Source organism: Paraburkholderia sp. JHI869, assembly GCF_038900775.1.
Taxonomy (GTDB): domain Bacteria; phylum Pseudomonadota; class Gammaproteobacteria; order Burkholderiales; family Burkholderiaceae; genus Paraburkholderia.
The window spans coordinates 168,319-195,007 of sequence record NZ_JAYMSC010000015.1 but is presented as its reverse complement, the minus strand read 5'-3'; the positions used below and the strand labels follow the sequence as shown (position 1 = coordinate 195,007).

Annotated in this window: 21 protein-coding genes and 2 tRNA genes; 12 read left to right on the top strand and 11 right to left on the bottom strand. The window is 61.8% G+C overall.

The genetic code is table 11. The features are described 5' to 3' along the window. The first annotated feature begins 20 nt into the window (after positions 1-20). The 4 genes from VSR72_RS24840 to aspA all read left to right on the top strand — a co-directional run bounded on the left by VSR72_RS24840 (position 21) and on the right by aspA (position 5,345). Complete coding sequence (locus VSR72_RS24840) at positions 21-935, top strand: LysR substrate-binding domain-containing protein (RefSeq protein WP_342955018.1); 915 nt, start codon at positions 21-23, stop codon at positions 933-935. Positions 936-1,127: 192 nt separating this feature from the next. Then, complete coding sequence (locus VSR72_RS24835) at positions 1,128-2,423, top strand: dicarboxylate/amino acid:cation symporter (protein ID WP_342954988.1); 1,296 nt, start codon at positions 1,128-1,130, stop codon at positions 2,421-2,423. Beyond that, on the top strand, positions 2,420-3,898 hold the full coding sequence (locus VSR72_RS24830; RefSeq protein ID WP_342954987.1) for an amino acid racemase: 1,479 nt from the start codon (positions 2,420-2,422) through the stop codon (positions 3,896-3,898). The genes VSR72_RS24835 and VSR72_RS24830 overlap by 4 nt, the downstream gene beginning before the upstream one ends. A gap of 28 nt (positions 3,899-3,926) precedes the next feature. Further along, positions 3,927-5,345, top strand: coding sequence for an aspartate ammonia-lyase (gene aspA, locus VSR72_RS24825; RefSeq protein WP_342955017.1), 1,419 nt, complete (start codon positions 3,927-3,929; stop codon positions 5,343-5,345). Between the two features lie 113 nt (positions 5,346-5,458). On the opposite strand, the gene VSR72_RS24820 is transcribed toward aspA, so the two are convergent. Further along, positions 5,459-5,950, bottom strand: a complete 492-nt coding sequence (locus VSR72_RS24820; protein ID WP_342954986.1) for a YbaK/EbsC family protein — start codon at positions 5,948-5,950, stop codon at positions 5,459-5,461. A 398-nt stretch (positions 5,951-6,348) separates the two neighbouring features. Here VSR72_RS24820 and VSR72_RS24815 point away from each other — a divergent pair, with 398 nt between their 5' ends. After that, positions 6,349-7,485 carry a branched-chain amino acid ABC transporter substrate-binding protein gene (locus tag VSR72_RS24815; RefSeq protein ID WP_342954985.1) on the top strand — a complete coding sequence of 379 codons (1,137 nt, stop codon included), beginning with the start codon at positions 6,349-6,351 and terminating at the stop codon, positions 7,483-7,485. Between the two features lie 106 nt (positions 7,486-7,591). On the opposite strand, the gene VSR72_RS24810 is transcribed toward VSR72_RS24815, so the two are convergent. The 5 genes from VSR72_RS24810 to VSR72_RS24790 all read right to left on the bottom strand — a co-directional run bounded on the left by VSR72_RS24810 (position 7,592) and on the right by VSR72_RS24790 (position 12,520). After that, the gene (locus VSR72_RS24810) at positions 7,592-8,377 is read right to left on the bottom strand and encodes a cysteine hydrolase family protein (RefSeq protein ID WP_342954984.1); all 786 of its coding nucleotides are present in this window, start codon (positions 8,375-8,377) and stop codon (positions 7,592-7,594) included. A 183-nt stretch (positions 8,378-8,560) separates the two neighbouring features. Next, positions 8,561-9,160: an NAD(P)H:quinone oxidoreductase gene (wrbA, locus tag VSR72_RS24805; RefSeq protein WP_342954983.1), complete on the bottom strand. Its 600-nt coding sequence runs from the start codon at positions 9,158-9,160 to the stop codon at positions 8,561-8,563. 285 nt (positions 9,161-9,445) lie between these two features. Beyond that, the gene (locus VSR72_RS24800) at positions 9,446-10,906 is read right to left on the bottom strand and encodes a DHA2 family efflux MFS transporter permease subunit (RefSeq protein ID WP_342954982.1); all 1,461 of its coding nucleotides are present in this window, start codon (positions 10,904-10,906) and stop codon (positions 9,446-9,448) included. A gap of 27 nt (positions 10,907-10,933) precedes the next feature. Next, positions 10,934-11,788: a pirin family protein gene (locus tag VSR72_RS24795; protein WP_342954981.1), complete on the bottom strand. Its 855-nt coding sequence runs from the start codon at positions 11,786-11,788 to the stop codon at positions 10,934-10,936. 126 nt (positions 11,789-11,914) lie between these two features. Beyond that, positions 11,915-12,520 carry an NAD(P)H-dependent oxidoreductase gene (locus VSR72_RS24790; protein WP_342954980.1) on the bottom strand — a complete coding sequence of 202 codons (606 nt, stop codon included), beginning with the start codon at positions 12,518-12,520 and terminating at the stop codon, positions 11,915-11,917. Positions 12,521-12,652: 132 nt separating this feature from the next. Here VSR72_RS24790 and VSR72_RS24785 point away from each other — a divergent pair, with 132 nt between their 5' ends. Beyond that, positions 12,653-13,576: a LysR family transcriptional regulator gene (locus VSR72_RS24785; RefSeq protein ID WP_342954979.1), complete on the top strand. Its 924-nt coding sequence runs from the start codon at positions 12,653-12,655 to the stop codon at positions 13,574-13,576. Here the strand turns inward: VSR72_RS24785 and VSR72_RS24780 are convergent. Genes VSR72_RS24780 through VSR72_RS24770 form a run of 3 tightly spaced genes read right to left on the bottom strand, consistent with a single transcriptional unit; the run spans position 13,518 to position 15,890 of the window. After that, the gene (locus VSR72_RS24780) at positions 13,518-14,312 is read right to left on the bottom strand and encodes an amino acid ABC transporter permease (protein ID WP_342954978.1); all 795 of its coding nucleotides are present in this window, start codon (positions 14,310-14,312) and stop codon (positions 13,518-13,520) included. The genes VSR72_RS24785 and VSR72_RS24780 overlap by 59 nt on opposite strands. Then, the gene (locus VSR72_RS24775) at positions 14,309-15,040 is read right to left on the bottom strand and encodes an amino acid ABC transporter permease (protein WP_342954977.1); all 732 of its coding nucleotides are present in this window, start codon (positions 15,038-15,040) and stop codon (positions 14,309-14,311) included. Before VSR72_RS24775 ends, VSR72_RS24780 begins: the two co-directional genes overlap by 4 nt. A 16-nt stretch (positions 15,041-15,056) precedes the next feature. Continuing rightward, positions 15,057-15,890, bottom strand: a complete 834-nt coding sequence (locus VSR72_RS24770) for an ABC transporter substrate-binding protein (RefSeq protein WP_342954976.1) — start codon at positions 15,888-15,890, stop codon at positions 15,057-15,059. A gap of 522 nt (positions 15,891-16,412) precedes the next feature. Between VSR72_RS24770 and VSR72_RS24765 the strand changes: the two genes are divergently transcribed. Beyond that, positions 16,413-16,832, top strand: coding sequence for a hypothetical protein (locus VSR72_RS24765; RefSeq protein WP_342954975.1), 420 nt, complete (start codon positions 16,413-16,415; stop codon positions 16,830-16,832). Positions 16,833-17,225: 393 nt separating this feature from the next. Beyond that, positions 17,226-18,017 (top strand): GNAT family N-acetyltransferase, encoded by a 792-nt coding sequence (locus tag VSR72_RS24760; RefSeq protein WP_342954974.1) that lies wholly within the window; start codon positions 17,226-17,228, stop codon positions 18,015-18,017. Positions 18,018-18,040: 23 nt separating this feature from the next. Here VSR72_RS24760 and VSR72_RS24755 read toward each other — a convergent pair whose 3' ends face one another. After that, entirely contained in the window at positions 18,041-18,796 is a 756-nt protein-coding gene (locus tag VSR72_RS24755; protein WP_342954973.1) for a pyridoxamine 5'-phosphate oxidase family protein, read from the bottom strand. A 182-nt stretch (positions 18,797-18,978) separates the two neighbouring features. On the opposite strand from VSR72_RS24755, the gene VSR72_RS24750 reads away from it, so the two are divergent. Together VSR72_RS24750 and VSR72_RS24745 are read left to right on the top strand one after the other, a co-directional pair. After that, a tRNA-Asn gene (locus tag VSR72_RS24750) sits at positions 18,979-19,054 on the top strand. A gap of 5 nt (positions 19,055-19,059) precedes the next feature. Next, positions 19,060-19,135 (top strand) — tRNA-Gly (locus VSR72_RS24745). 40 nt (positions 19,136-19,175) lie between these two features. Here VSR72_RS24745 and VSR72_RS24740 read toward each other — a convergent pair. After that, on the bottom strand, positions 19,176-24,410 hold the full coding sequence (locus tag VSR72_RS24740; protein ID WP_342954972.1) for an AAA family ATPase: 5,235 nt from the start codon (positions 24,408-24,410) through the stop codon (positions 19,176-19,178). A 339-nt stretch (positions 24,411-24,749) separates the two neighbouring features. On the opposite strand from VSR72_RS24740, the gene VSR72_RS24735 reads away from it, so the two are divergent. Continuing rightward, complete coding sequence (locus VSR72_RS24735) at positions 24,750-26,057, top strand: MFS transporter (RefSeq protein ID WP_342954971.1); 1,308 nt, start codon at positions 24,750-24,752, stop codon at positions 26,055-26,057. 254 nt (positions 26,058-26,311) lie between these two features. Further along, complete coding sequence (locus tag VSR72_RS24730; RefSeq protein WP_342954970.1) at positions 26,312-26,686, top strand: response regulator; 375 nt, start codon at positions 26,312-26,314, stop codon at positions 26,684-26,686. The last annotated feature ends 3 nt before the right edge of the window (positions 26,687-26,689 follow it).

Sequence of the window (26,689 nt, the reverse complement as noted above, 5' to 3'; positions counted from 1 at the left end):
GCAAAAGGCGGGCCTTACGTATGGAAATCAAATGGGTCGAGGACTTCATCGCCCTTGCTCAGTACCAGAGCTTTTCGCGCGCAGCGGAGTTCCGCAATGTGACGCAATCGGGGTTCAGCCGGCGCATTCAATCACTGGAGCAATGGGTCGGCGCGGAATTAATCGACCGCAGCAGTTTCCCTCCCGTGTTAACGCCCGCAGGTCAACTCTTTCGCGAAGCCGCTGAAGATATCCTCGACAGACTCTTCGATACCCGCGCCATCATCCGCACAGAAAAACGCATTGGCGGCAAGAGCCTCCAGATTGCGGCTGGGCACACGATCGCGCTGAATTTTTTGCCCGCCTGGCTCAAGGCGCTTTCCGCCCACTTCGGCGACGTGCGCGCGCGCGTGGTGCCGACCAACGTGCACGACTCGATCTTGATGCTCGTGAACGGCAACTGCGAATTGATGTTCGCCTACCACCACCCCGAGATGCCTTTGCATCTCGATCCCGCGAAGTACGAGCATCTCACCGTGGGTATCGACACGCTCATGCCGGCCACCAGGCCAAACCAGCGTAGCGCGCCGATGTATCGACTGCCGGGAACGGCAAAGCAACCATTGCCTCACATTTCCTATACGGAAACGAGCTATTTCGGGCGTTGCCTTGCGGTGCTGCTTGGCCGAGCCCCCTCTGCGCCGTCCTTGCTGCTTCACTATGAATCGGACATGGCCGAGGTGCTCAAAAAAATGGTCATGGAAGGCGAAGGGATGGCATGGCTGCCAAAGAGCGCGATCGCAGCGGAACTGGACGCTGGGGAACTGGTGCCCGCAGGACCGCCCGCCTGGAATCTGGATATCGAGCTTCGGGTCTACCGCGACGCATCGAACCGCAGCGAGTTTCTCGACACGCTCTGGCAGCATCTTCGCGCGGTTTCACAGTCCGGCGCCTAGGGTTTCCCCCCGGTTTTCCCGCGTTATGCAAAATTCGCATACGCACATGCCACAACGGCATCATCGATTATTTTGTCGTCCCTAGTATGCGTCTCAACGCTTGACCGAGTCGCAGCCGATCTCGCTTCAGGCGCCTTTCAACGTATACCGGTCATGTCTTGACCGCCTTGCGTCATACAGGGACGAACGGAAATGAAAAATCGCCTTACCTTTTATATCGCCGTTGGCATGATACTGGGCGTCATTGCGGGCTACGCTTGCCACGCCAGCACATCCGATCCGGCCACGCTCAAAGCCATCGCAGGATACTTCTCGATCGTCACGGACATCTTCCTGCGCCTCATCAAGATGATCATCGCGCCACTGGTGTTCGTCACGCTGGTGTCGGGACTGGCCGGCATGGACAGTGGTCAGGACGTAGGCCGCATCGGTTTGCGGTCGGTGGGCTGGTTCGTTTGCGCGTCGCTGATTTCGCTCACGGTGGGCCTCGTCTTCGCCAATCTTCTGCAGCCGGGCGCTGGCCTGCACATGGTCGCGGGTACCGCCGAGGTCGAAACCGGTCTGAACACCTCGGCCCTGAACTTCAAGGACGTCCTGACTCACGCCTTTCCGACCAGCCTGCTCGACGCCATGGCGCGTAACGACATCCTGCAGATCCTGGTCTTCTCCGTTTTCCTCGGCATTGGACTGAGCGCAACGAAGCGGGACGCCCGCGTCAAGGTCGTGATCGAGGTGATCGAAGGCATGGTGCCCGTCATGCTGCGCGTGACGAATTACGTCATGCGCGCGGCACCCTTCGGCGTGTTCGGCGCGATCGCTTCGGCGGTGACGCTGCGCGGCCTGGACGTCATCTACACGTATGGCAAGTTGATTGGCTCCTTCTATCTGGGGCTGGTCGTGCTCTGGGCAATCCTGATTTTCGTTGGCTATCTCTTCCTCGGCCGCCGCGTCGGCACCTTGCTCAAGGCGGTGCGTGAACCGGCGATGATCGCATTTGCGACCGCGAGCAGCGAAGCGGCCTATCCGCGCCTGACCGAGCAGTTGGAGCGCTTTGGCGTCGACAAGAAAGTCGTCGGCTTCACGCTGCCGTTGGGCTATGCGTTCAATCTGGACGGCTCGATGATGTATCAGGCCTTCGCGGCCATCTTCATTGCCCAGGCGTTCGGCATCAACATGCCGATCTCGCAGCAGTTCTTCATGCTGCTCGTGCTGATGCTCAGCAGCAAGGGCATGGCCAGCGTGCCGCGCGGCTCGGTGGTGGTGGTCGCGGCAGTGGCGCCGATGTTCCATCTGCCGGTCGAAGGGGTTGCGATGGTGCTCGCGATCGACCAGATCCTCGACATGGGCCGCACGATGACCAACGTGATCGGCAACAGCGTGGCGACCGCCGTGATCGCGAAGTGGGAAGGCGCGCGAGTGAGCAACGCCGCCGACTTCATCGAGGAGGACGAGCCCGTTTTCCGCCCCGCGCAAGGTGGCGCAAAATGACTTCCGATGTCGCCGGCCACAAGCGCAAATTCGGCATTGTCGGCGGTCTGGGTCCGCTGGCGAGTGCGGACGTCTTCTTCAAACTGGTGAAGGCGACGCCCGCATCGACCGATGCCGACCACTTCGACGCCATCTTTCAGCAGTCGCCATTTCCCAGCGCTGGCTCCGGAAGCGCCGCTACGACCGAACGCAAGCTGTACATCTTCGAGATGATTCGGGACTTCGAGAAGCGCGGCGTGACGACCGTCGTGCTGCCGTGCTTTCTCAGTCACACCTTCATCGACGAGCTGCGCGCGAATACGCGCTTGCAGATCGTGGACATGATCGAGGCGGTTCGCAGCCATGTTCGGCGCAAGTTCCCCGGTGCGAGCCGCATCGGCATGCTCGCCTCCGATTACACGCGGCAAAAGCGCCTGTTCGAACGGTACTTTGCGTCCCCCGAGTTCGAAGTCCTCCACCCCCGATGCGACGAGCGCTTCGATCCGGTTACGCAAGCCGTGTATGGAGCGGACGGCATCAAGAGCGGGAACCTGCGCGGGCGTCCTGTCGAGCTATTGCGTGAGGCTTGCCGGGATCTGATCGAACAAGGTGCCCAGGTGATCGTGCCCGGCATGACCGAAGTCGCGCTGGTCGCGGATGAAATCGGGCCGTTGGGCGTGCCGCTCGTCGATGCCAACCTCGCGTATGCGCAGTACATAGCGCAGTACGCCAATACGGGCGGTTACGGTTCGCCGTCGCACGCCTTCAAGGTCGGCGTCGTGGGCGGTGTCGGCCCCGCGGCGACAGTCGATTTTCTGCAGAAGATCGTCCGCAATACGCCCGCCACGCGCGATCAGGATCACATCAAGCTGCTGGTCGAGCAAAACCCGCAGATTCCGGACCGCACCGAGAACCTGATCGGCGACGGCGCGGACCCGACCGTCTCGCTGTATGCGACGTCCAAACGGCTCGAAGACGGCGGCGCGGACATCATCGCAATTCCGTGCAACACGGCTCACGCTTTCGTCGAGCGCATCCAGCCGTACCTCAACATCCCGATCGTGAACATGTTGACGGTCACAGTCAGCTATTTGCGCGAGAATTATCCGGCGCTTCGTGATATCGGCGTGCTGGCGACATCGGGCACGATCGAAAGCGGGGTCTATCGCAAGGCGCTCGAATCGCAGGGCCTTCGTCAGGTCGTGCCCTCGCCTGAGCTACAGGGGCGCGTGATGGAAGCCATCTATGGCAAACACGGTGTTAAAGCGGGATTCACCACGGGGCAGTGCCAGGCAGACATCGCTGCCGCCATGGAAGGGCTGATAGCCGAAGGCGTTGAAGTCGTTGTCCTCGGGTGCACCGAACTCCCCCTCCTTTTAACCGGTAGTGAATACGTGGGCACGAGCGGCGCGCGCGTCAGGCTCGTCGATCCCACCGATGTTCTCGCTCGCCGGTGCATCACGTATGCCTTGTCGGCTGAAGCGGCCGCTGGTTGACCGGATCCTTGTCCCATGGAGAAAAGCCATGTCTAATCGCTCTGAACGCATCGAACACGATCTTCTTGGCGACCTCGCCGTTCCCAACGAAGCTTATTACGGAGTCCATACGCTTCGCGCGCTGAGTAACTTCCCGATTACCGGCATTCCGATTTCGACCTACCCGAATCTGGTCAACGCCCTGGCGAGTGTGAAAGAGGCGGCGGCGCTGGCGAACCATGAATTACACCTGCTTCCCGAGCACAAAATGAAGGCCATCGTTCATGCGTGCCAGCAGATCCGTGACGGCGTTGCCCACGACCAGTTCGTCGTCGACGTCATTCAAGGCGGCGCCGGCACGTCAACCAATATGAACGCGAACGAGGTGATCGCCAATCTCGCGCTAGAACATCTCGGCCACGAGCGAGGCGACTATGCGGTATTGCATCCAAACGAAGACGTGAATCTCGGGCAAAGCACGAACGACGTTTATCCCACCGCGTTGAAAATCGCCACTTATATGGGCATTGCACAACTGGTCGATGCGATGGGCGTCTTGCGCGCGTCGTTCGAACGCAAAGCGCAGGAGTTTCGCGACGATCTGAAGATGGGACGAACACAGTTGCAGGACGCGGTCCCCATGACATTGGGACAGGAGTTCAGCACCTTCGCGGTCATGCTCGAAGAAGATCAGGAGCGTCTGCGCGAAGCGTCGAAGCTGATTTGCGAAATCAACCTGGGCGCCACGGCGATCGGCACGGGTATCAACACATCGCCCGACTATGCGCCGCTCGCCTGCCGCTATTTGGCCAGCGTCACGGGCATCCCCGTTACGACGTCGCCCAATCTGGTGGAGGCGACCCAGGACGTGGGCTCATTCGTCCAGCTGTCGGGGGTGCTCAAGCGCGTGGCCGTCAAGCTCTCGAAGACCTGCAATGATCTTCGCCTGCTTTCGAGCGGGCCGCGCGCGGGCTTTGGCGAAATCAACCTGCCGGCGGTTCAGGCAGGCTCCAGCATCATGCCGGGCAAGGTCAACCCAGTCATTCCGGAGGTCGTGAACCAGATCGCTTTCGAAGTCATCGGCAACGACGTGACGGTGAGTTTTGCCGCGGAAGCTGGCCAACTGCAGCTGAACGCATTCGAGCCGGTCATTGCGCACAGCCTGTTCAAGAGCGTTGCACACCTGCGTGCGGGGTGCCTCACCCTGGCTTCCAGGTGTGTCGACGGGATTACGGCCAATCGCGATCGGCTTCGCTCGCTCGTTGAAAACTCGATCGGCATCGTGACTGCACTGAACCCGTATATCGGCTATACGAATGCAACCCAGGTGGCCCAGGAAGCGCTCGCATCGGGAAGAAGCGTCGCAGAAATCGTCATCGAGAGAGGACTACTCACACAGGCCCAACTCGAAGACATTCTGAAGCCAACGATGCTGACGCAGCCGAGGCATAACCTTCCCCTTTCATAATCAGCGTTTGCTGGGATCGGACAGCGCACGTCGCGGCCGCGCTGTCCGACGACATCGCGCTCGAAATACCCTGAAGGCCGCGCTGTTTCAACCGCCGGCCTCGCTGCGCTCACTCACGCGCGTACGCTCATGCCTCGCATGCGCCTTGCGAAATGGGCGCGCTCCGCGTCGTCCATCAGCGCCAGAAACTGGTCCGCTTCCATATGAACCAGTTCTTCGTGATCGCCGGCCTCGAAGTAGATGTCCGGCTGGCTGGCCAGGTTCGCCTCGAGGTAGGTCTTCATGCCATACGCCGCGCAGATTGGCGGCAGCGCCCCTGCGTCGCAGTCCTTGAACAGTTCGCGCAGTTCAGCCTCGGTAGCCAGGCCGAGCCGGCGCCCTGTCTTGCTCCAAAGCTCAGACAATTGCACGGCATAGGTTGAAGGCAGCACGACGGCCACGTAGCCGTGCTCGTCTTCGAGCAGCACTGTTTTGGCGAGACGGTCGCCGGGAATGTGCGCCGCAGCAGCGCTCTCCATGCTCGAATGACTGTATGGGTGGCGCACGATTTCGTAGCGTGAGCCCTTGCTGCGCAGGCGCTCCTGCAAAGTGATCGACATCGACATGGCACACCTCCTGTCGAATGCGTAGAAGAAAACCAGCCGCCGGTGATCTCTTCAGAATAGGTCACGCGCGCGCAAATCGCACGCCGGCCGCATCGGGCAGATGCCGTGGCGCTTCGACGCGGAATTGGGTAGCCAACGAGGATGGCCGGCAGTTCGCTGTCAAATGCCTTGCGGCGGTCAATGCCGGGACTGCATCGTGGTTGCTCATTACGACGTCGCTCTCACAGAGAAAAAATATCGTCTGGCGTGCGCCAGACGATCTAATTTTGCATTTGCATCGCGACAGATAATTTTGGCGATCATCACGCGTTCGTAGGATTGGCGATGTGTCAAAGGGGCCTTCGAAACGAAGGACCGTACGGGCGACAGCCTCTCACCAACCTGCTTGAGATCCGACCATGAACTATTCGCGAATCGCGCTGCATGCACTCGCTGTTTTTGCCGTTGCACAAACCTGCGTGGCGCACGCAGATACGACCGTCAAGATTGGCGTGGCGGCCCCCCTGACGGGAGAAATCGCTCATATTGGCAAGGACAGCGAAGACGGCGCACGACTGGCAATCGAAGACCTGAACGCAAAGAAAATCAGGATCGGCGGACAGACGGTGATCTTCGCCCTGGATTCCCAGGATGACGCGGCTGACCCGAAGACGGCTGTCACTGTCGCGCAAAAACTCGTCGACGATCGTGTTGCCGGCGTCGTTGGCCACCAGAATTCGGGCACTTCGATCCCGGCGTCAAAAGTCTACGCCGAAGCTGGGATACCTATGATCACCGAGTCCGCAACGAATCCCACGCTAACGAATCAAGGCTTTAAAACCGTCTTCCGAATGGTCGCGAACGATAGCCGTCAAGGATCTGTCATCGGTACTTACCTGGTTAAAAACCTCCAGGGCAAGAAGATTGCCATCGTCGACGATCGCACTGCATATGGCCAGGGCCTGGCAGATGAGGTCGCCAAGGCTGTCGTGGCCGCCGGAGGCGAAGTGGTCGATCGAGAGTACGGCACTGATAAAACGGTCAACTGGATGGCAGTCCTCACCACTGTAAAAAACCACCGGCCGGACGGCATTGCCTTCGTTAGCGTCGACACGTCTGCTGCGGCATTTCTCAAGCAGGCTCGGGCGCTCGGATTGACGGCGCCTGTCATTGTCGGCGACGCGGCATGCACGTTGCAGCTAATCAAACTTGCAGGGTCCGCAATGAACGACAACGTCTATTGCACGCTCGCGGGCGTTCCGACTGCGAGCATGCCCCAGGGTCCGGCATTCTTCAAACGCTTTCAGGAGCGCTTCGGCACACCGGTACAACTGTATGCCCCCTACGCGTATGATGCGGTGCTCGCAATGGCAAACGCCATGCAAGCAGCCAACTCCGTGGATCCCAAAGTCTACCTGGCGAAACTGCGCAGCGACACGGTCGAAGGCGTGACCGGTCGCATTCAGTTCGATGACAAGGGTGACATCAAGAACGGGGCAATAACGGTGCGCCAGTACGGCCAGAACGCATGGAATGACAAGACCGTGGTTCGATAATCGGAGCCGCTCAGGCAACCGCTCAGGCAACCGTTCTATCAGGCAGGGCCATTTCCGGTGCGTGGCTGGAAATAAGCCGGAATGGCCCACCGCGATGCTTGATCGACTAGAGGCTAATGTCCGCCTTGAGGATATCGACGGCGTTCGACACAAAACCAAAGCACCGCTTGACGTTATAGCAGGTCGCTTCGACGCAAAAATCTGGCGAGGTCGTCGCGCTACAGTCAGCGAGCAGGACGCAGTTATAGCCCAGGCAGTGAGCGTCAACCAGCGAATGCAGAACGCACTGATCGATGTTGACTCCAGCGAAAAACACAGTGTCGATCTTGTGGTTCCGCAGCATGCTGTCGAGAGGAGTGTCCCAAAACGCACTGACCCGGTATTTATCGACAGCCATATCACCCGGCTGCGGCGCAAGACCCTCTGTGATAGCCGAATCCCATGAACCGGCCACCAGCGCCCTCCCCGATTCATCGGAGTACGATTCGCCGGGACCGATTGCTGAAGCATCTTTCTTGAAGCCATTAAAGTGGGTCGGGAAGCTGTTTGCAAGGTCCGGGCGAAGACCCCAATTCACCCAGATGACCGGCGAACCCCAGTCGCGGAAAACCGGGAGGATCTGATTGAGTCCCGCAATCGGTCCACGAAGCTTCGAAATGTCTCCACCCTGGCGATCGACTCGACCTTCCTTCGAGCAGAAGTCGTTCTGCATGTCGATCACGACGATCGCGCTGCGCGAAGTGTCAAGCACGATGTTTTTCGGCTCCGCGGCAAGCCTTATCTTTCTGGTTGGTCGAGCGCTAACGCTCAGATCAATCTCCGATTCCGACACCCTCCACTTGTTGTTTTCGGAGGATCCCAACTCGAATGAATATTCTCCATCTGATTTCACGGTGCAAGGCTCCTGCTCGCTGTTTACGCTCGTTCGATGTCAAGACTGAGGCGAATGCGCGTCACGCGCACGGCGCCACCATGACGCTAGCGAAGGGGGATCCGTCACGGGCCACGCTTCGCTAGCGAATCCCCTTCACAGGCAGCTCGGAATATCGTCCAGAACCGACCCGCAGGCGGCCGGTTAGCCGAACAGCTTGTTCGCTGCCTTCGCGATCAATTCCCCCTGGAAGCGGGCGCCGTCCAGGTCGATCTTGCTCGGCTGCCGCTGTCCCTGTCCGCCAGCAATCGTCGTCGCGCCGTAGGGAGCCCCGCCCGCGATCTCATCCAGCGTCATCTGCGCTTGATAGCTGTATGGCAGACCGATGACGACCATGCCGAAGTGCAACAGGTTGGCGATGACCGAAAAGAGCGTGGCCTCCTGCCCGCCGTGCTGCGTGGCCGTCGATGTGAAAGCACCGCCGACCTTGCCGTTGAGCGCACCGCTCATCCACAGGCCGCCGGCCTGGTCCAGAAACGCCGCCATCTGCGACGACATGCGCCCAAAGCGGGTCGGCGTTCCGATGACGATGGCGTCGTAATTGGCGAGATCCGCAACGACTGCGACCGGCGCCTTCTGGTCGAGCTTGAAATGGCCGGCTGCGGCGATATCCTGTGGCACGGTTTCAGGTACACGCTTGACGTCGGCGCTGGCACCCGCGGCGCGGGCGCCCTCTGCAACGGCCTCGGCCATGGCTTCGACATGCCCATAGGTGGAGTAGTACAGCACCAGAACTTTCGACATAACAGGCTCCTTTCAACGTTTCCGGCGACGCCGGGATCGGGAGGTTTGTGACGCCTGGAATAACGGGTAACTCAACTGCCCATCTGCAAATACACGGCGATCAGTACAGCGCCACGTACCTCGAATTGGTCCGTATCGTCAGCCTTTGATGAACGACGACACAGTTTCGTTCCGCCATGCTTCCCTCAATCAGGTTCGCGGCACATAGCGGCAAACATGGAGATGCAATGGCCGCCACACTGAGCGACGTTGCCTTCTGCGAAACGATAACGAACACCACGCGGATCAGGAGCCGAGAACGCTGGAAGCCTCGTCTTGCGCCTCCCGCTGCCCCTGACCGTGGGTGCGCGTGCGCACGAACGCCGCGGCAAGAGCCGAGGCCAGCAATGCCGCAATGGCCCCCAGCAGGAATGCGAGGTGATAGCCGCCGTTGAGGGCCGCAGCGGCTTCGGCGCCCGCCGCGGCCAGTTTGTCCGTGCGCGCGGCCGCGAGGCTCGCGAGGATGGCGAGGCCCAGCGCTCCGCCCATCATGAACGACGTGTTGACCACGCCCGAGGCCAGGCCCGACTCGTCCGGCGCGACATCGCTCATCGCGGCCAGCAAGACCGGGTTGAAGGCCACGCCCGCCCCGAGACCCATCAGCACCATGCCCGGCAACACGTCGAACATGTAGCTGCCCCCGACCGGCGCACGCGCGAACAGCGCCAGCCCGGCTGCCGCCAGCAGCAAACCGACCGTCAGCGGCGCGCGAATCCCAAAGCGCATCACCAGCCTTGCCGAAAGCCCCAGCGAAAAGGCCGCCATGATGATGTTGGACGGCAGGAACGCGAGCCCCACCTGCATTGCGCTGTAGTTCAGCAAGCGCTGCATGTAGAGCGCGGAGATGAAGAACCACGCGAACAGCGCAGCGGCCCACAGCACGCCCACCACATTGGCCGTGGCCACGTTGCGCAGCGCGAACATGTGCAGCGGCATGAGCGGATGCGACACGCGCGATTCGATCACGAGGAACACGATCAGGAGCGCGATGGCAATCCCTAGCTGGACGAGCGTTTGTGCGGACGTCCAGCCCGCTTCGTTGCCATGCACGACGGCGTACACGGCCAGCATGAGCGAAGCGGTCACGGCGATCGCGCCCGCCACATCCAGCCGCGCGCGATCCGCGAGCGGCTTGCCCGCCGGCAGCAGCGCCACGCACCCCGCATACACGGCCACGCCGATCGGCAGGTTGACGAGGAAGATCCAGTGCCAGCTCAGCGCACTGGTGAGCAAGCCGCCCAGCAGCACGCCGATACTGCCGCCGCCCCCGCCCACGAACCCGTAGATGCCCATGGCCTTCGCGCGGTCCGCCGGCGAAGTGAACAGGCTCATGATGAGTGAGAGCGACACGGCCGAAACCACCGCGCCGCCCAAGCCTTGAACGGCGCGTGCCGCAATCAGGATTCCTTGCGAATTAGCGACGCCGCAGGCCGCCGAAGCCAGCGTAAACACCGTGATACCCAGCAGGAACAAACACCGATGGCCAAACAGGTCGCCGAGCCGCCCGCCCAGCAGCAGGAAGCCGCCGAACGTCAGCATATAGGCGTTGACGACCCACACGAGCGAGGTCTCGGTGAATTTCAGGTCCGCCCGGATGGACGGCAGTGCAACGTTCACGATGGTCGTGTCCAGCACGATCATCAGCACGCCGAGGCACAGCACCATGAGTGCCAGCCAGCGTTTTCGTTCGTCGATTCCATGCGTCATATCACGGCTCCTGCCCACGCGTGTGCATCAGCGCACCACGCCGCTGGCGCGCAGATCGCGACCGATGCGCGCGATCTCCCTTTCGCCTTCGATCAGTGCGGCGGGGCTAGTATGCACCGAGTAGTAGCCGACGTGTAGATCGTGCGGATGCGCAATCGCCGTACCGAGCACGAAGCGCACGTCGGTCATCGCCCGGAACTCGATCGCCGCATCGGAGCGGTCGAATACGGCCAGTTCACCTTCGCCGACGGGCTCGGGCGTACGCAGGCTGCCGTCCATCACCGCGACCCAGCCGACATCGTGGCCCCGCGGCGGCTGGCAGGTCCAGTGCTCGCCAGCCTTGAGCTGCACGACGAAATAGTTGATGCCGCCAGGCGCATCGACCGGGCTGACCGCGTTGCCGCTACGACCGAGGAGCACGCGCGCCGGGCCGTCCGATGGGATCTCGCCAGCAGATAGATGCTGGCTGAACGCGGGCGCCAGTTCGCGCTCGGGCGGCAAGGCAACCCACAACTGGAACGCCTTGATCGGAGGCTCGACCGAGCCGGTATGCCACACGCCGCGGCCAGCGCTCATCCATTCGATGTCGCCCGGCCCCATCGTTCCTTCATGGCCGGTCGATTCGGCATAGCGCCCGCGTCCTTCCATCGCGAGGGTCAAGGTCGCGATGCCCGAATGCGGATGCCAGCCGAAACCCGGCTCGCCAATCGCCTCTTGCGTATCGATGAGATCGAGAAATACGAACGGCTTGATCATCTCGCCAATGTCGTTGGGGCTGACCATGCGCACGACCGGCCCGTGCGCACGTCCGCGCGTGCGAAAGATCACGTTACGTCCGCTAATGACGTTGGGTGCGGGCGGAGTTGGAATGACGGCATTCATGGGTCGTTCTCCAGATTTCCGGGGTTTGTCTTTTCAGTTGAGCGCAGGCATTGCGAAGTTCGCCTTGACTCATGCGGCAAACTTCGTCGCCTGCTGGCGTGAATTTCGATGACTGGCGGCGTTGGCTCACGCCGCGAGTGCGGCGGTGTCTTTCCTCGCCGCATCCATCGCACCATCACGCGCCTCCGTGCCCATTGCCACACCTTCCGCGCGAATGAACGTGATATCCGTGATACCCAGAAATCCGAAGGCGACCTTTAGATAGGTTTCCTGATGATCGAACAGCGCAGCGGGCGAACCTTCGCTGTATACGCCGCCACGCGACGAGGCAATGACGAGTTTCTTGCCGCCACACAGTCCGACCGGGCCCTGGTCTCCGTAGCGGAACGTCTTCCCAGCAACGGAGATGCGGTCGATCCAGGCCTTCAGTTGCGAGGGCACGCCGAGGTTGTACATCGGCGCGCCGATCACCACGATATCGGCGGCGAGGAACGCATCCAGCGCGGCCGCGCCCAAGGCAATGTCGGTTTTCAGTTCGTCGTCGACTGGTGCGCCTTGCGCGGCCGCGAGGTGTGCCGCCGTAAGATGGCCGATCGGCGTGGCGGCCAGGTCGAGGCGTGTGACCGTCAGGTCCCGATGGCTGCCCCGGAACGTCGCGACGACATTCGCCGACAACTCACGGCTGACGGAGCCTTGACCGAGGATGCTGGAGTCTACGTGCAAGAGTTTCATGAGCGTTTCCTTAAGACGTTAGGTTGCGGCGCCGGTGGGCGCAATCGCTACGAATCCCAAGTATGGGATCGAGAAACGCTTCACACTAGATGGTAGAATCGGATTGCATTTATCCATTTATGGAGCAATAGCATGCTCGATCTGAATGATCTGGCGTTGTTCGTGGAGGTAGTTCGCGCGGGAAGCTTTTCCGAGGCGGCGCGGCGTCTGCGCATGCCGGCCAATACACTGAGCCGGCGCATCGATCAGCTCGAAGGACAACTAAGCACTCGCCTGTTGCATCGCTCGACGCGCAAGCTCACGCTCAGCACGGAAGGGCAAACGCTGTTCGAGCGCTATGCGCCGGCGATCGACCAGATCCTCGAAATCGGGCGGCTCCATGCCGACGAGCAGACGCCCTCCGGCTCGGTTCGCATCACCGCTTTGGCCGGCCTGTTCGAAGTCTTCCACATGGAATGGCTGGTCGAATTCTACGCGCGCTATCCCCACATCAGCATTGAGTTCGTACTCGACGATACGCCGTCCGACCTGATCGCCGAGCGTATCGACCTGGCCTTGCGCATGGGCGTCGAGACCGGCAGCGGCTTCAGGGTGCGCAGGCTGGCGCCGAGCGAGATGATCCTCGCGGCGAGCCCGGCCTATCTGAAACGGCGCCCCGCTCCGCGTACGCTGCGTGAACTCGCCGAACACGACTGCCTGACGATTTCGAATCGCCAGGGTCGCAACACCTGGCACTTGCAGAGTGCGCGCGGCAGTCAGGACGTGTCGATCAATAGCCGGTTCGCGGTCAACGACATGCGAGTGCTGACGCAGGCCTGCATCGCCGGACTCGGTATCGCGCTGCTGCCGCAGCTGCTCGTCGAGCCCGTCTTGGCGGAAGGGAAACTGGTGCGCGTGCTTCCCACTTATCGACGCTCGAGCACCAACCTCGGCTTGCAGCTCGTCTACACGAGCCGTCCACCCGTGCCGCCCGCGGTAGCCGTCTTCGCCGAATTTCTCATTGAGAAGCTGGGTGACGCGTTGACAAGTCCACCACTGGCTCGTCCGAACCGATAGCTTCGTTGCGTTGCCCGGAGTGTGCAACGCCTGCAGCAGTTTCGCTCCCGTTTCGCCGCGTCAGCTTGCGGCGCGCGAGCAGCGTATTGGCAAACCACTGCAGCGCACCGCACAGCAGCAGATAAACGAACCCGACGAACAGGAAGATTTGCGCCGGATACACGAGCAGCCGATTGTTGAGCTGATTGGCGAGGAAGGTGAATTCCGGCACGCCGACGATATAGGCGAGCGACGTGTCCTTGATCAAGGCGACCCACTGGTTGACGAACGACGGCATCATGACCCGCACGGCTTGCGGCAGGATGACTTCGCGTAATGCCTGCCAGGGCGTCAGGCCAAGCGAGAGCGCTGCCTGGCGCTGCCCTTCGCTGATCGACGCGATGCCCGCATAGACCGAGTGCGAAAGATACGCGCCGCCGATCAGCGCGAGCGCGCATACGACGGCCGCAAGACCCGGAACGTCCACGTGCAGCAAGATCGGCATCAGGAAGAAGGTCCAGAAAATCAGCATCAGCACGGGTATCGCGCGAAAGAACGCGACAACGGCGGTCAGTGCGAGACGCACGCCTGAGCGCGTCATGGCGAGCGCGCCGCCAACGGCGAGTCCGATCAACGCCGAGAGCAGCGCCGAGACGACCGAGAGCGCGATCGTCAGCGCGACGCCGCCCAGCGGCCCCGCGGGAAACGCGCCGATCATCAGATAGCGCAAAGCAGGAAGCCACTCGAATTCGTTCATGCACGGCCTCGCTGCCAACCGCGCAGGCCTGCGCGTTGCCAGACCACCAGCGCGACCTCGATCACCGCGATGGCCAGCACATAGAATACGGTCGCGGTTCCGAATGCCTGAAACGTCCTGAAGCTTTCGGTGTCGACCTGGCGCGACATGTACGACAGTTCGCCAACGCCTATCGCCATCGTCAGCGACGAGTTCTTGATCACATTCATGTATTGGCCGGCGAGCGGCGGCGTCGCAATGCGCAATGCCTGCGGCAGGATCACATGGCGCAGGGTCGCGTAGCGGCCCATGCCAAGCGCCGCAGCGGCGTGCCACTGGGCGCCGTTCACGCCGCGCATGCCCGCAAGAAACTCTTCGCCGATGAAAGCGGTGGTATAGCAGGTCAGTCCGACCCAGCCAGCGAACCATTCGAAACTCGGCCAGCGGAGCGCGAGCGGCCCGAGCGTTGCCACGTGCGGGGTGTTAAGCCAGGTCATCCAGGCGGCTGGCAACACGGCCGCGGCGCCGAAGTACCAAAACAGCAATTGAACGAGGAGCGGCGAATTGCGAAAGACAAACACATAGAGCGCCGCCCCGCGTGCAATCGCGCGGGTGCGGGCGGTGCGCGCAACCGCCAGCAGAAAGCCCAGCGGCGTCGCGCACGACGCCGCGCAGGCAGAGAGCATCAGCGTAACGAAGAAGCCCTGTTCGAGCCACGCGAGATACTTCGGTTCAAGCCAGTTATGCATGAATCGGGCGCAGCGCTCAACTGTTCTTTTGCGGATCGCCGATCTTGAAGAGACGGGGCAGCGGAGCCGCACTCTTCGGGCCGAACCATTTGTCGTAAATCTGCGCGGCTTCGCCGTCGGCTTCCAGATGCGTCAGCGTGCTGTTCACCACGTCGAGCAAGCGCGTTTCGCCTTTGGGCACGCCAACGCCTTCGTAGTCGTTCGAGATCGTGAACGGGGAAATTTCGTAGTTCGCCTTGTCCGGCGCACGCGCAAGCAGCGCGACGAGTTTCGGACCGTCCTGCGTAATGGCCTGCACGTTGCCCGTGCGCAGCGCCGCGAATGCGAACGGCGTGTCGTCATAGGCGACGATGGTGGCGTTCGGGAATTTCGCGCGTACCTGCTGCTCGTTGGTCGTGCCTTTGTCTGCGCCGATACGCAGGCCGTTGAGTTGTTCCGAAGACTTGAGCACGCCCTTCTTCGCAATGAACTGCGTGCCGGACGCGAAATACGGCGTACTGAAATCCACTTCCTTTTTGCGATCGTCGGTAATCGTAAAGTTGGCAAATACCAGATCGACTTTGCCCGACTTCAGGAACGCGATGCGATTGGCGGGATTGGTGGGCTGAATTTCGAGCTTCACACCGAGGCTCTTCGCCACGGCGCGCGCATAATCCACGTCGAGCCCAGCGATCTGATTGTCTTTCGGATCGACGAAACCGAACGGCGGATTGCTGTCGAATGCAGCCACGCGCAACACGCCCGCCCGCTTGATGTCGTCCAAACGATCCGCATGCGCAGCACTCGATGCCACGACCAGAAGCGCCGTCAACAGTGCGCCTGGCACTGCGCCCCAGATGCTTTTTCTCATTTTCGAATTTCCTTCTTATTGTTGCCGTTGCGCTGACACCGGACATTCGCGCTGGCGAAGTACGCAGCCTATCGGTACGACGCGTGCGAAGGAACCAAGCATTTCTCAGATCGAAAGCGCCGCTAACGATATGGACCAACGGCACGGGTTTCCCCACGTTATGAGCGCTTGAGATACAGCGATGAAGCGCGCCATGCTCGCCACAGGCGCCGGCAGTAATGTTGACGCCTGCGCCTTCGCGCACGTGGTTTGCTTCGCAACTCTTGCCGGGCGAATGGCGTCGACCCGGTAATGTCGACTATCGCCAATCCCTTCGACGCGCATTTCTTTCGCGCGAGTAATTTGAATGCGAATACGTTCCGAAGTTCTTACAAATTCAAGGGGTTATCACCCTTGACCTGGGCACGAGGGCTGCTTACGATCGACCTGCGGACTTTGCTTTGACCCGTTTCATTGTGAGTCGAGTTCCGACTTCAGCGATGCTGCCCGCAAAGCCCGCTTTGTTTGCACTAGGGGGCTTTTATGTCTTACCGCCGCTGGACGTCTCCTGCCGAGACCGCAGAATGGATCATCCTCGTCGGCGCGGCTTTCGCAGTGCTGGGCGGATGGATACCCTGGATGGGCCACGCGCCTTACTACTTCGTAGCCGGTGTTGCACTGATCGGCGCGGGCATCCTGATGCTTTGGAACCGCTCTGCCGGACTATGGTGGTATTTCGCCATGTTCGCCGCTGCCCTGATCTGGTCTATCTTCAAGGTCGGGCTGGATGGCTGGAGCCTGCTGCCGCGACTCTTCGTGCTCGCCCTGATCGGCATCGGGATAAGCCTCGTCATTATCACCAGCAGTTCGGCAGTCGGCCGGCCGCTACGCGTAGCGGCAATCATCACAGCAGTGATCTACGTCGCCGCCATTGCCACCATGCTCTGGTCCGCCATCTACTGAGCGCGACCGCTCGCGTCCATCCGCACACAAGCCTTGCGGGTTCAGCCAGGCGCAGCATTTCCCGTCGGTCGGATCTCCATATGGTTGATCATTCAACTGAATAATCGACCGGCAACACATACTGAACGGCAAACGCATTCAGCGAATGGTTCGGTGCGTTTTACCGCACGCGCGCATTCCTCTTACCACGCCTCTTCCACGCATTAGTCGTCCCCCGCCAATTTCAAGCAATCGGAATACTTTGGCGCGCTGCATCGCTTATTTCGATGGATCATATGGATATGTCTCCGATATTCATATGCATCTCTTTCGAAGTACATATTGATGAGCCGAATGTGAAATTGACGCTCCGCCGAATCGGACTACCGGGCATTGCGTTGCGTCGACGCCGACTTGCTGGAGATACGCTTCGTCGAGTGCAAGGGTCTCCTTCACGAGGCGCTTTTGCGTGCGCCGCAGTCGTGGGTCTTGCGCTCGCTTCCGGAGCGCTGGCGTTTGCTGTCCGGCTACGCTATGGAGCTGTCGCGCTTCCCCACCTTTGACGCCTTCATCGCCACGCGGCCCGACTCGCTGCGTCGCCCATTGCGACGACTGGCCAGGCGGCTATCGGAGGATGGCGCAGTCGAATACGGTTGGTGTCAGGACGCAAGCGACGCGCGTGCGGTATTGACCTGGCTCTTTGAGAGAAAGCGCAACTGGGTGCTCGCGCGCGGCCTCGACGCCCCCTATCTGATGAATGACGACGTCCGCGACTTCTTCATCGACCTCGCCGAGCGGACCGATCTCGCCGCGACGCCTTTAGTCTCATTCGTCAAACTCGACGGCGTGCCCATTGCGGCGGCCGTCAACCTGGTCGGACCGCGCAAACTGGAATATTTCATCACGACCTACGACGAAGCCTATGCCGCGCGCTCCGTCGGCAACCTGCTGGTCGATAGCATGGCCAGATGGGCGCTCGAGAACGGCCGCGATTTTGACTTCCGGCCATACTTCTCGAGCTACAAGGAGCGGTGGTCAAATCATAAAGGCTGGTATGAGTCGCATTTCGTCGTCCTCACATGGCGCGGCAGGCTCGCTGAATTCCCCCTTGCGGGGGAGCAGCTTCGACGCGTGTTGCGTAGAGCGCGCGAGTTCGCCATCGACCCGCTGCGCGCGAAGGTGCACGCCCTCACGTCGGCGCGGTAGACGCTGAACGCCGCAATCGATGCTCAGCCGCAGTGCCGGTTTGTCCAGGCCTTCACGTACGCGGGGGCCTCGCGCTCCGGCGTTGCGGTGTCGGCCTCGGGCGGCAACGGTGCAAGCGTCAACGGCAGCACGCCTGCCCAGACGGGCCGATCCATATCCTCCTCGTCGTCCTTCGGGCCGCCCGTGCGAATCTTCGTCACGGACTCCGCGAGCGCAATGCGCATCACTGTGGTCGCCGCCATCTCCTTGCGATTGCCCGCCCGCACTTCATGCTTGCGGCCCGGCGCGATGTGGTCCATGAAGGCGTCGAGCACGGCAGCCATGTGCGCCTCCTTCACCACCTCGAACACGCCGTAAATTACGGCGGAGCGATAGTTCATCGAATGATTGAACGCCGAGCGCGCGAGCACCAGACCGTCCAGATGCGTAACGGTCACGCAAACCTGGGCGCCATCGGCGGCGAGGCGCAGCATGCGGCTGCCGTTCGAACCATGAATGTAGAGATGATCTCCCTCGCGCCAGCATGCGGTGGGTATGCAATGCACGCCGTGCTCGTCGGCGAAGGCGACATGGCAGACGTAGGCGTCGTCAAGAATCGCGTGCAGCGTCGCCGCGTCGTAGTGCGCGCGTCGCGCCACCCGGCGCACGCGCGTACGTTGCGAAGGCGCCGCGCTGTTGTCGGCGGCGGGATCGTTGACGGCATCGGCAAGGGACATCGGTTTGCTTCCTCTACGGTTCGGGTTGCGATGCCGCCTACGATAGACAACGCGTGGCCCCATGGGTAGATCCAGACTTGCTTTGTGCGGTGGGGCCACGGAGTGGCTGCCGGACCTTCTAGCGTAGGTAATACACCGTAAACCGTTAGATTCATGACTCCATCGCTCTAAATCCACCCGAGCGAGATTCATCAGGAAAAAGCTGCAATATCGAAAAATCTCCTGTACAATCCGGCCTCCTTGATTCCCCGATAGCTCAGTCGGTAGAGCGCCGGACTGTTAATCCGTAGGTCCCTGGTTCGAGCCCAGGTCGGGGAGCCAGACATGCGGGAGTAGCTCAGTTGGTAGAGCGCAACCTTGCCAAGGTTGAGGTCGCGAGTTCGAGACTCGTCTCCCGCTCCAGCACATAAGCCATCACACAAGCGGGTCCATCCGCCTGCAATCAGGACAGCGACCCAGTGCGCTTGTTGTGGCCCGTGTCGCTGCCCTTGTCCTGCGGCAGCGAAAACCGGAAGCACGCCCCCTTGCCCTCCAGCGAAGTCGCTTCGATCTGGCCGCCGTGAGCCTCGACGATCGACTTGCAGATCGACAGCCCCATTCCCATGCCCGCGTCTTTCGTAGTCGCGAGCGAGTCGAAAAGGTTGTGCACGACCTTTGCGGCGATGCCCGGGCCCGTGTCCGTGACCGACACCCAAAGCGCCGCATGCGCGTCACCGCTCGTCTGGATCTCGATCTGCTTTTCGCGCCCTGAGGCTTCGCTCATCGCTTCGAGCGCATTCAATATCAGGTTCATGATCACCTGCTGAAGCAGGATGCGGTCGCCTTCAACGAGGAGCGTCTGTGCCGAGAAGTTGCCTATAACCCGCACGCCGCTACTCTGTATCTGCTCGCGCAGCAGCCCCACGACTTCGCGGATCGCTTCGTGGATATCCATGGGCCCGATCTTCGGCGGCGACTTCCTGACCATCGCCCGGATGCTCTCGACGATATTGGCCGCGCGCTGGCTGCTCGTGGAAATCTGTTCGAGCATGGCGATCGCCTCGCCCAGATTAGGCACATCGCGTTCGAGCCACTGCATGGCGGCGATCGAACTCATGCCGATCGCACTGACCGGCTGACTGACTTCGTGCACGATAAACGCCACGAGTTCGCCGAGCGCCGTGAGATTCGCGGCGCGGTCCAGCTTGCCTTGCGTGTCGCGAAGATGCCGTTCCGCCGCCGCGCGCCGCTCGTGCTCTGACTCGATATTCTGATAGAGCTTCGCGTTCTCGAGCGAAATGGCCGCCTGCGAGGCGAGCACTTCGAGTATGCGCAATCGCGCCAGCGTAAACGTGCCTGAAATCTGGCTATTCTCCAGATAAAGCAAGCCCGTGAGCTCACCTTGCTTGATGAGCGGGACGCACATGATCGAGCGCGAGCGGTGCGACCGAACATACGCGTCGATGCCATAGTGCGAATCGGCCAGCGCGTCGTCCAGCAGGACCGATTCCTTGGTGCGCAGCGTGGTGTACGCAATGGAGGCGGCCACGATGTCCGATAACGCCGTCGTGCGCTCGAAGCTCACTTCCACCGCACCGTTGCCAACCGTTGCCTGTGCAACGACATTGAGCATGCCTTGTTCGAGCAGGCACAGCACGACGCGGTCGGCGCCAGCATACTGAAGCGCAATGTCCAGCAAGACCTGAATGAGTTGCGGCAGCGAGATTTCACCCGACAAGGCTTGCGCCGCGCGGATCACCGCGTCCACGTCGAACTGATGCTCCGTTCCGCCGAGCGTGAGGCCCGTGGCCCGCGGCGTCGCGGCACGCGCTATGCCCAGCGAAGGGAATTCGTCTTCGAGCTGCCTGACCTTCGCATCGGCGCCCCAGCACGCATAGGCGCTGCGCGCCTGCAAGAGGTAGCCCTGCTCCGCGGCATGCCAGCCCTGATGCGCACAAAAGCGCGCCGCCAGTTCGCGGGCAAGGCCTTGAAGATGGAACGCCTGCGTTTGCTCGGCGAGCGCTATCGCTTCCTCGTACAGCCCTTGCGCGCCCGCCGTGTCTCCCCGCGCGAACGCCAGTTCGGCCCGCACCAGCCGCTCGCGCGAGCGGAAATTGTCGGGCGACTCGTCCGCCCATACGTCAAGCACCGCTAATTGTTCGTGCACGACCTGCAGATGCGCATCGCGCGCCTGGCCCGCCGATTGACGGCTCAGCTTGAGCCGCAGCAGCGCGCGGTAGAAGATGAAATCCACCATTTCGATGAACGCCGGCGACGACCAGGCCGTGCGGCTGGCCTCATCCTCGGCGCGCAACGCCGTTGCGTAGTGCCCGAACAAATAGGCCGTTTGAAGCTGGTAAGTCCAGAACGAAAACGCCGCGAGGTCGCGGTTCGACTCACGGCTCAAACACTCCTTGAGCAATGCCATGTAATCGGCGTTCGGGTCTTCTACCCCCACGTCCACGGGCAAGCCGCGCATGGCGCGAATCAACCACGCCTGGGCGAGCACGGCATCGATGACCAGTGAAAATCCCGCCTGGCGAGCCACCTTGATGGCGTCTTCCACGCACTGCTGCGCATCGGAAAGCGATACGCCCGCGAATATCAGGTTCGCGCCCAGGTTGCGCCGCGCGTAGACCGAGAAGGTAATGTCGCCTTCCTGCGCGGTCCGGCGTATCGATTCCTCGATATGGCGCCGCGCCGACGACGCCACACCGGTCCAGGGCAGGTTGACCGTGCCGTAGCACATCTGCACGCGCCCCTGGTATTGCGCAATGCCGCGCTCCGCCGGCAAGCGCATGGCCAGTTCGCCGAATCGCGCGACAGTCGGGTAATCGCTATAGCGCGCGCCGACCACGCAGCCGAGGCAAACATAGGCGTAACACGACGCATCGGAATGGCCATGCTGCAGGCCCATATTCGTCATGCGCAGAATGAGCAGTTCGAAGAGACGCTGGCTGGTGAACAACGCCGCCGGAATCAGGTCGGCGAGTACGTCCATCGCGTTGCGCATGCCTTCGTCCTGCAGCATGGGCAAACCGAGCAGCGCGTCGATGCTGCGTCCCGCATGGAACTGGCGAAACCGCTCGTATTCGCGATCGACGTCTTCCGCTGTCGGCATGAGCGGCAGCGCGACTTCGGCTTCTTCGGCGAGATAGCGCAGGCCGACCGCCACCGCGATATCGGGTTGGTCGATCGTCACGTAGAGCGCCGCACGAACGCGGACCAACGCGGCGCGCTCCTTGAAGTCGAGCAAACCGGCGCGCACGCTGTTCAGGCGGCGCAACGCCGGATTGATTTCCATGCACAGAAACTCGCACTCGCCCCAGCGTAAATCGATCAGCGCGCCGACTGCTTCCGGCGCCGAGCTGCCTTGAAGAAAGGTGCGCGCGTGCGAGAGATAGGAAATTGCCGAAGCATAGGCCGTCGCCTCCTTGGCGCTGCGCGCGGCCTCGAGATTGACCAGGGCGAACTGATGACGCTGTTCGGGCGCCGCCACGATGGACACGGCTTCGTTCAACTGATTCGCAACGACGAATACGCTAATGGATTGCGCCTGGTACTCGCGGCTTGCCAGCAATTCCCGCCCGATCTCAAGGTGCCCGGATTCACGCTCATCGAAGCTCAATCCGTAGTACACCGCGTCTCGCACGCGGTCGTGTGCAAACGAGTAAAGCTCATCGTTCAGATTGAGAAGCTGCGCCTCCACCGCTTCGCTCAGGCCCGCCTTGACCTGCATGCCGGTGAGCCGCATCGCAGCCACGATCGTATTGAGCACGGCAGGTTCCGCGAGCAACGCAAGGCATCGCAGCACCGCCCTCGCATCGGCGCTCAACGTGCCGATCTTTCCCGAGATCAGCTCGATCAGATTCGGCGTGCGCATGCGCCCTTCGATAGCCGGAACGCTAGCCTGCCATTCCTGCGTGCTCTCGCTGCAGGCGAGCACGCCGTCGTCGATCAACGCTCGCACGAACTCGATCGTGAAGAGCGCATTGCCGCCCGTGCAGCGCCAGATCGCATTGCTTAGCATATCGAACTGATCTACCGTTCCTCGCAGCAATGCCGTCAGCAACGCGCCCACGTCGTCGTGCGAGAGCGGGCCTAAAGGCAGTTTCTGCCAGAGCCCGTCTGCACGCAGCGCGCCGCCGCGCGGGCCGATGCCGTTGCCTTCGTTCTCCCGCATCGCGCCCACGAACAGCACGTGGCGGCCAGCGAGACTGCGCGCGGCGTGCGTGAGCACTTCCACCGTGCCTTCGTCGGCCCATTGCAGGTCGTCGAGGAAAAAGATCAGCGGACGCCCGCGCACGGCGAACGTGCCCAGCAGGCGGGTCATCGCATCCAGAAAGCGCGGGCGCTCCGCATGCGCCGACACCGCCGGGCGGTACGCATGCTCGCCGACAATGCGCGCGAGTTCGGGAAAAATCGTGGTGACGATGGACACCTCGTCCGCCAGCGTGTCGGCAATGCGCCGCTGAAGCTGCTCGAAATCCGTGGGCAGATAACCCAGCGCATTGCGCAGCAACGCATGGAGCGCGCGGCCGAGACTGGCATACGGCTTCGCGCCGTCCGCCTGTTCGCATTTGCCCTGCGCGAATTCGTGCGGCGTATCGGCGAGCCGCTGCCTCAGATGTTGAACCAGCGCCGTCTTGCCGATGCCGGCCGGCCCCTCCACCAGCACGAGCGGCGTGGGCTCGCCCACCGATGCATCGAGCACGGCCTGCAGCAGCCGGTTCATCTCGCGTTCGCGCCCGAAAAGCAGATCCGACCTGCGCCGGCCGCCCTGGACGTCCTGCATGCCCTGCGCGCCTTGCGCGAGCGCCAGCGCAGCGGTCGGCGAGCCCAGGTCGTCCCCACGTTCGCGATCATGCAAGGCCAGCAGATCCTTGACGACGTCGGTCGCGGCCTGGTAGCGCTCCTGGGGCTCCTTGGCGAGCAAGCGCAACAGGATGGGCAATAGCTGCGGCGCGATGACCGGCGCGGCGCTGCCGTCCATCGGGCGCCTCGCGATATGCGCGTGAATTTCTTCGGGGGGCGCGAGATTCGGAAACAGCACGCTGCCCGTGAGCATCTGATAGAAGATGCAGCCCAGCGAATACAGGTCCGAGCGCGCGTCAACGGGGCGCCGCAGCCGCCCCGTTGCTTCCGGTGCGACGTAGTGCACGCGCTCCGGGTCGACATTCGCGAGCATGTCGCTGTCGAATGCCTCCGCGTCAGGTACGGCCCGCAGCGCGCGAAAACCCGTGAGCCATGCGCGGCGCCCTTCGTTGTGAACCATGAAGTTTGCAGGCGTCAGCGCGCCATGCACGAGCCCCGCGGCATGCGCCGAGGCGAGAGCCAGCGCCATGCGCGCTGCGTGGCGCATGAACGCTTCGAGCGACATGGCCGCGCCAACGAGCCCGTTCAACATCTGCCCCCGCGGATCGTGGAGCAGCATCGCAGGGTTCTGGTTGTGAATCACGAACTGAATGGGCCGCAGCGCAAATCCATGTTCGAGCCTCGCGCGAATGCCGTATTCGTGGCGCAGTTGGGCCAGCCCGGCCTCGGGCGCAGGCGACAGCGGGATTGCGGCGAGCACCGACGAACCTTGCTTCTCCACCCGATAAAGCTGCACCGCGCCGTCGCGCAAAAGTGTGAGCTTCGCATCGATCAAGCTGGTTGCCAGATCGGAGGCATCGGCCTTATTCCTGTCCGCAACCATGCTTTCACTCCTTTTATACGCTTCGGACATGGAAAATATAAATTCGGACATATTCGATTTAACCGGTACCGCCGCTCGCCATGCGCATTCAATTCGAGCATCAAGGGATTGTTGGTGAATTCCGTCCTAAATCATATCCGAATGACCCGTTGCACTTCGTGAGTTTTTTGTACACCACTGTTATCACCGTGTATCTCTTGCGCTGCGGTTGGAATAGCGCGAATCGATCAGGTGTTTTGATGGCCTGGCACGTTATCGGCGTCGAGGTCGGTTCACGACTCGCGCATCGCGCCCACGCGCACCGAACGTGCCCTCCATCAAACCAACCTGGCCTCGACGATGAATTCCCTAAATTCGCCACAAATTCCCTATGTGCCGCACCGCCCATTGGCGGGAAGCGATCACCGCACGCTCACATTGGCTGCGCTTGGCGGCGCACTCGAATTCTATGATTTCGTCATCTACGTATTTTTCGCCGCCACAATCGGCCAATTGTTCTTTCCCCCCACCATTCCCGACTGGCTGCGCCAGACGCAAACGTTCGGCATTTTCGCGGCGGGCTACCTCGCGCGGCCACTCGGCGGCGTGATCCTGGCGCATTTCGGCGATCTGGTGGGCCGCAAGCGCATGTTCACCCTGAGCGTGATGCTGATGGCGCTGCCCACGCTCCTCATGGGCCTGCTGCCGACTTTCGAGGCCATCGGCATCGCCGCACCCGTCCTGCTGCTGTTGTGCCGCGTGCTGCAAGGCGCTGCCGTGGGCGGCGAAGTGCCGGGCGCATGGGTCTTCGTTTCCGAGCACGTGCCGCCGCGCTATATCGGCTACGCGTGCGGCCTGCTCACCGGGGGCCTCACGTTCGGCATCCTGCTCGGCTCGCTCATTGCCTCGGCCGTGAATCATCGTTACTCGCACGCGGAAATTGCCGCCTACGCATGGCGTATTCCCTTTGTGATCGGCGGCCTGTTCGGCATTCTCTCGGCCTTTTTGCGCCGCTGGCTCAACGAAACGCCGGTGTTCGTCGAAATGAAGGCGCAGCGCACGCTCGCCACCGAAGTGCCCCTCAAGACCGTGCTGCGCGAGCACGGCCGCGCCGTGATCGTTTCGATGCTGCTCACGTGGACGCTCACCGCGGCGATCGTCGTCGTGATCCTGATGACGCCCACGCTCGCGGCCAAGCGCTTTCATATCGATCCCGCGACCGCGCTGCAGGCGAATTCCGCGGCGACGTTTTGCCTGACCATCGGCTGCGTGGTCGCCGGATCGCTTGCGGGCCGCATCGGCACACGGCGCACGATCTTCGTTGGCTGCCTGCTGCTCGGCGCGTCGTACTTCGCGATGCTCCGGCATCTCGCCGCCGATCCGGGCGCACTGCTGCCGCTCTATGCCGTGTCCGGCTTCTTTGTCGGCGCGGTGGCGGCCATTCCTGTGGCCATGGTCAATGCCTTTCCGGCCGCCGTGCGCTTTTCCGGCATATCGTTTTCGTACAACGTGGCCTACGCGGTATTTGGCGGCCTGACGCCCGTTTTCGTTTCGTTGATGCTGAAGTGGAACCCGTCTGCCCCCGAACTCTATGTGGGCGCACTCTGCATCATCGGCGCATTGACGAGTCTCGCCTTGCCCCGCGCCTCCAATGCGACGGCACAATAACTTTCCATTCCGAAATTATTCGGAATGAATCACAAGTAACCTGCGCGGCGTGCGCACCCGTCACGTGCGCCGCGCAGCGTTCTCACGCGCTTTTCTCTCCTCAATGGCGCTCGCCTTGTTGCCGGTGTTGTAAATATTCACACCCGCTATACAAGCGTATGATTCCGCCAGGCGAATTCCCTCATTACTATCAGCGCTGTCGACCCGCGCTGTGGTTCTGTTCCATCGCGCCATTGTTGTTCAGGAGATCATGCGTGTCCGCCGCTCATCACGTCTGTGTGGTCGACGACGATCAGTCAGTTCGGCTTGCACTTGCCAGCTTGCTTCGTTCGCTCGGCTACGAGGTCGAAACCTTCGAATCGGGGAATGACGTCCTGCGCTGGCTTGCGCACAATCGCACCGCGTGCGTTGTCTCCGACCTCCAGATGCCGGGCATGTCCGGCCTTCAGATGTTCGAAGGCATGCTCGACATGGGCGTCGATGCGCCCTTCCTGCTGATCACCGCGTATCCGACCGCCGAAGTTCAGGCCCGGGCCATGTCGATCGGCGTGCGCGCGTTCCTCACTAAACCGGTCAGCGCACAGGCGCTGGCGATGCACGTCAAGCAGGCGATCGACCGGACCGGCTGACGC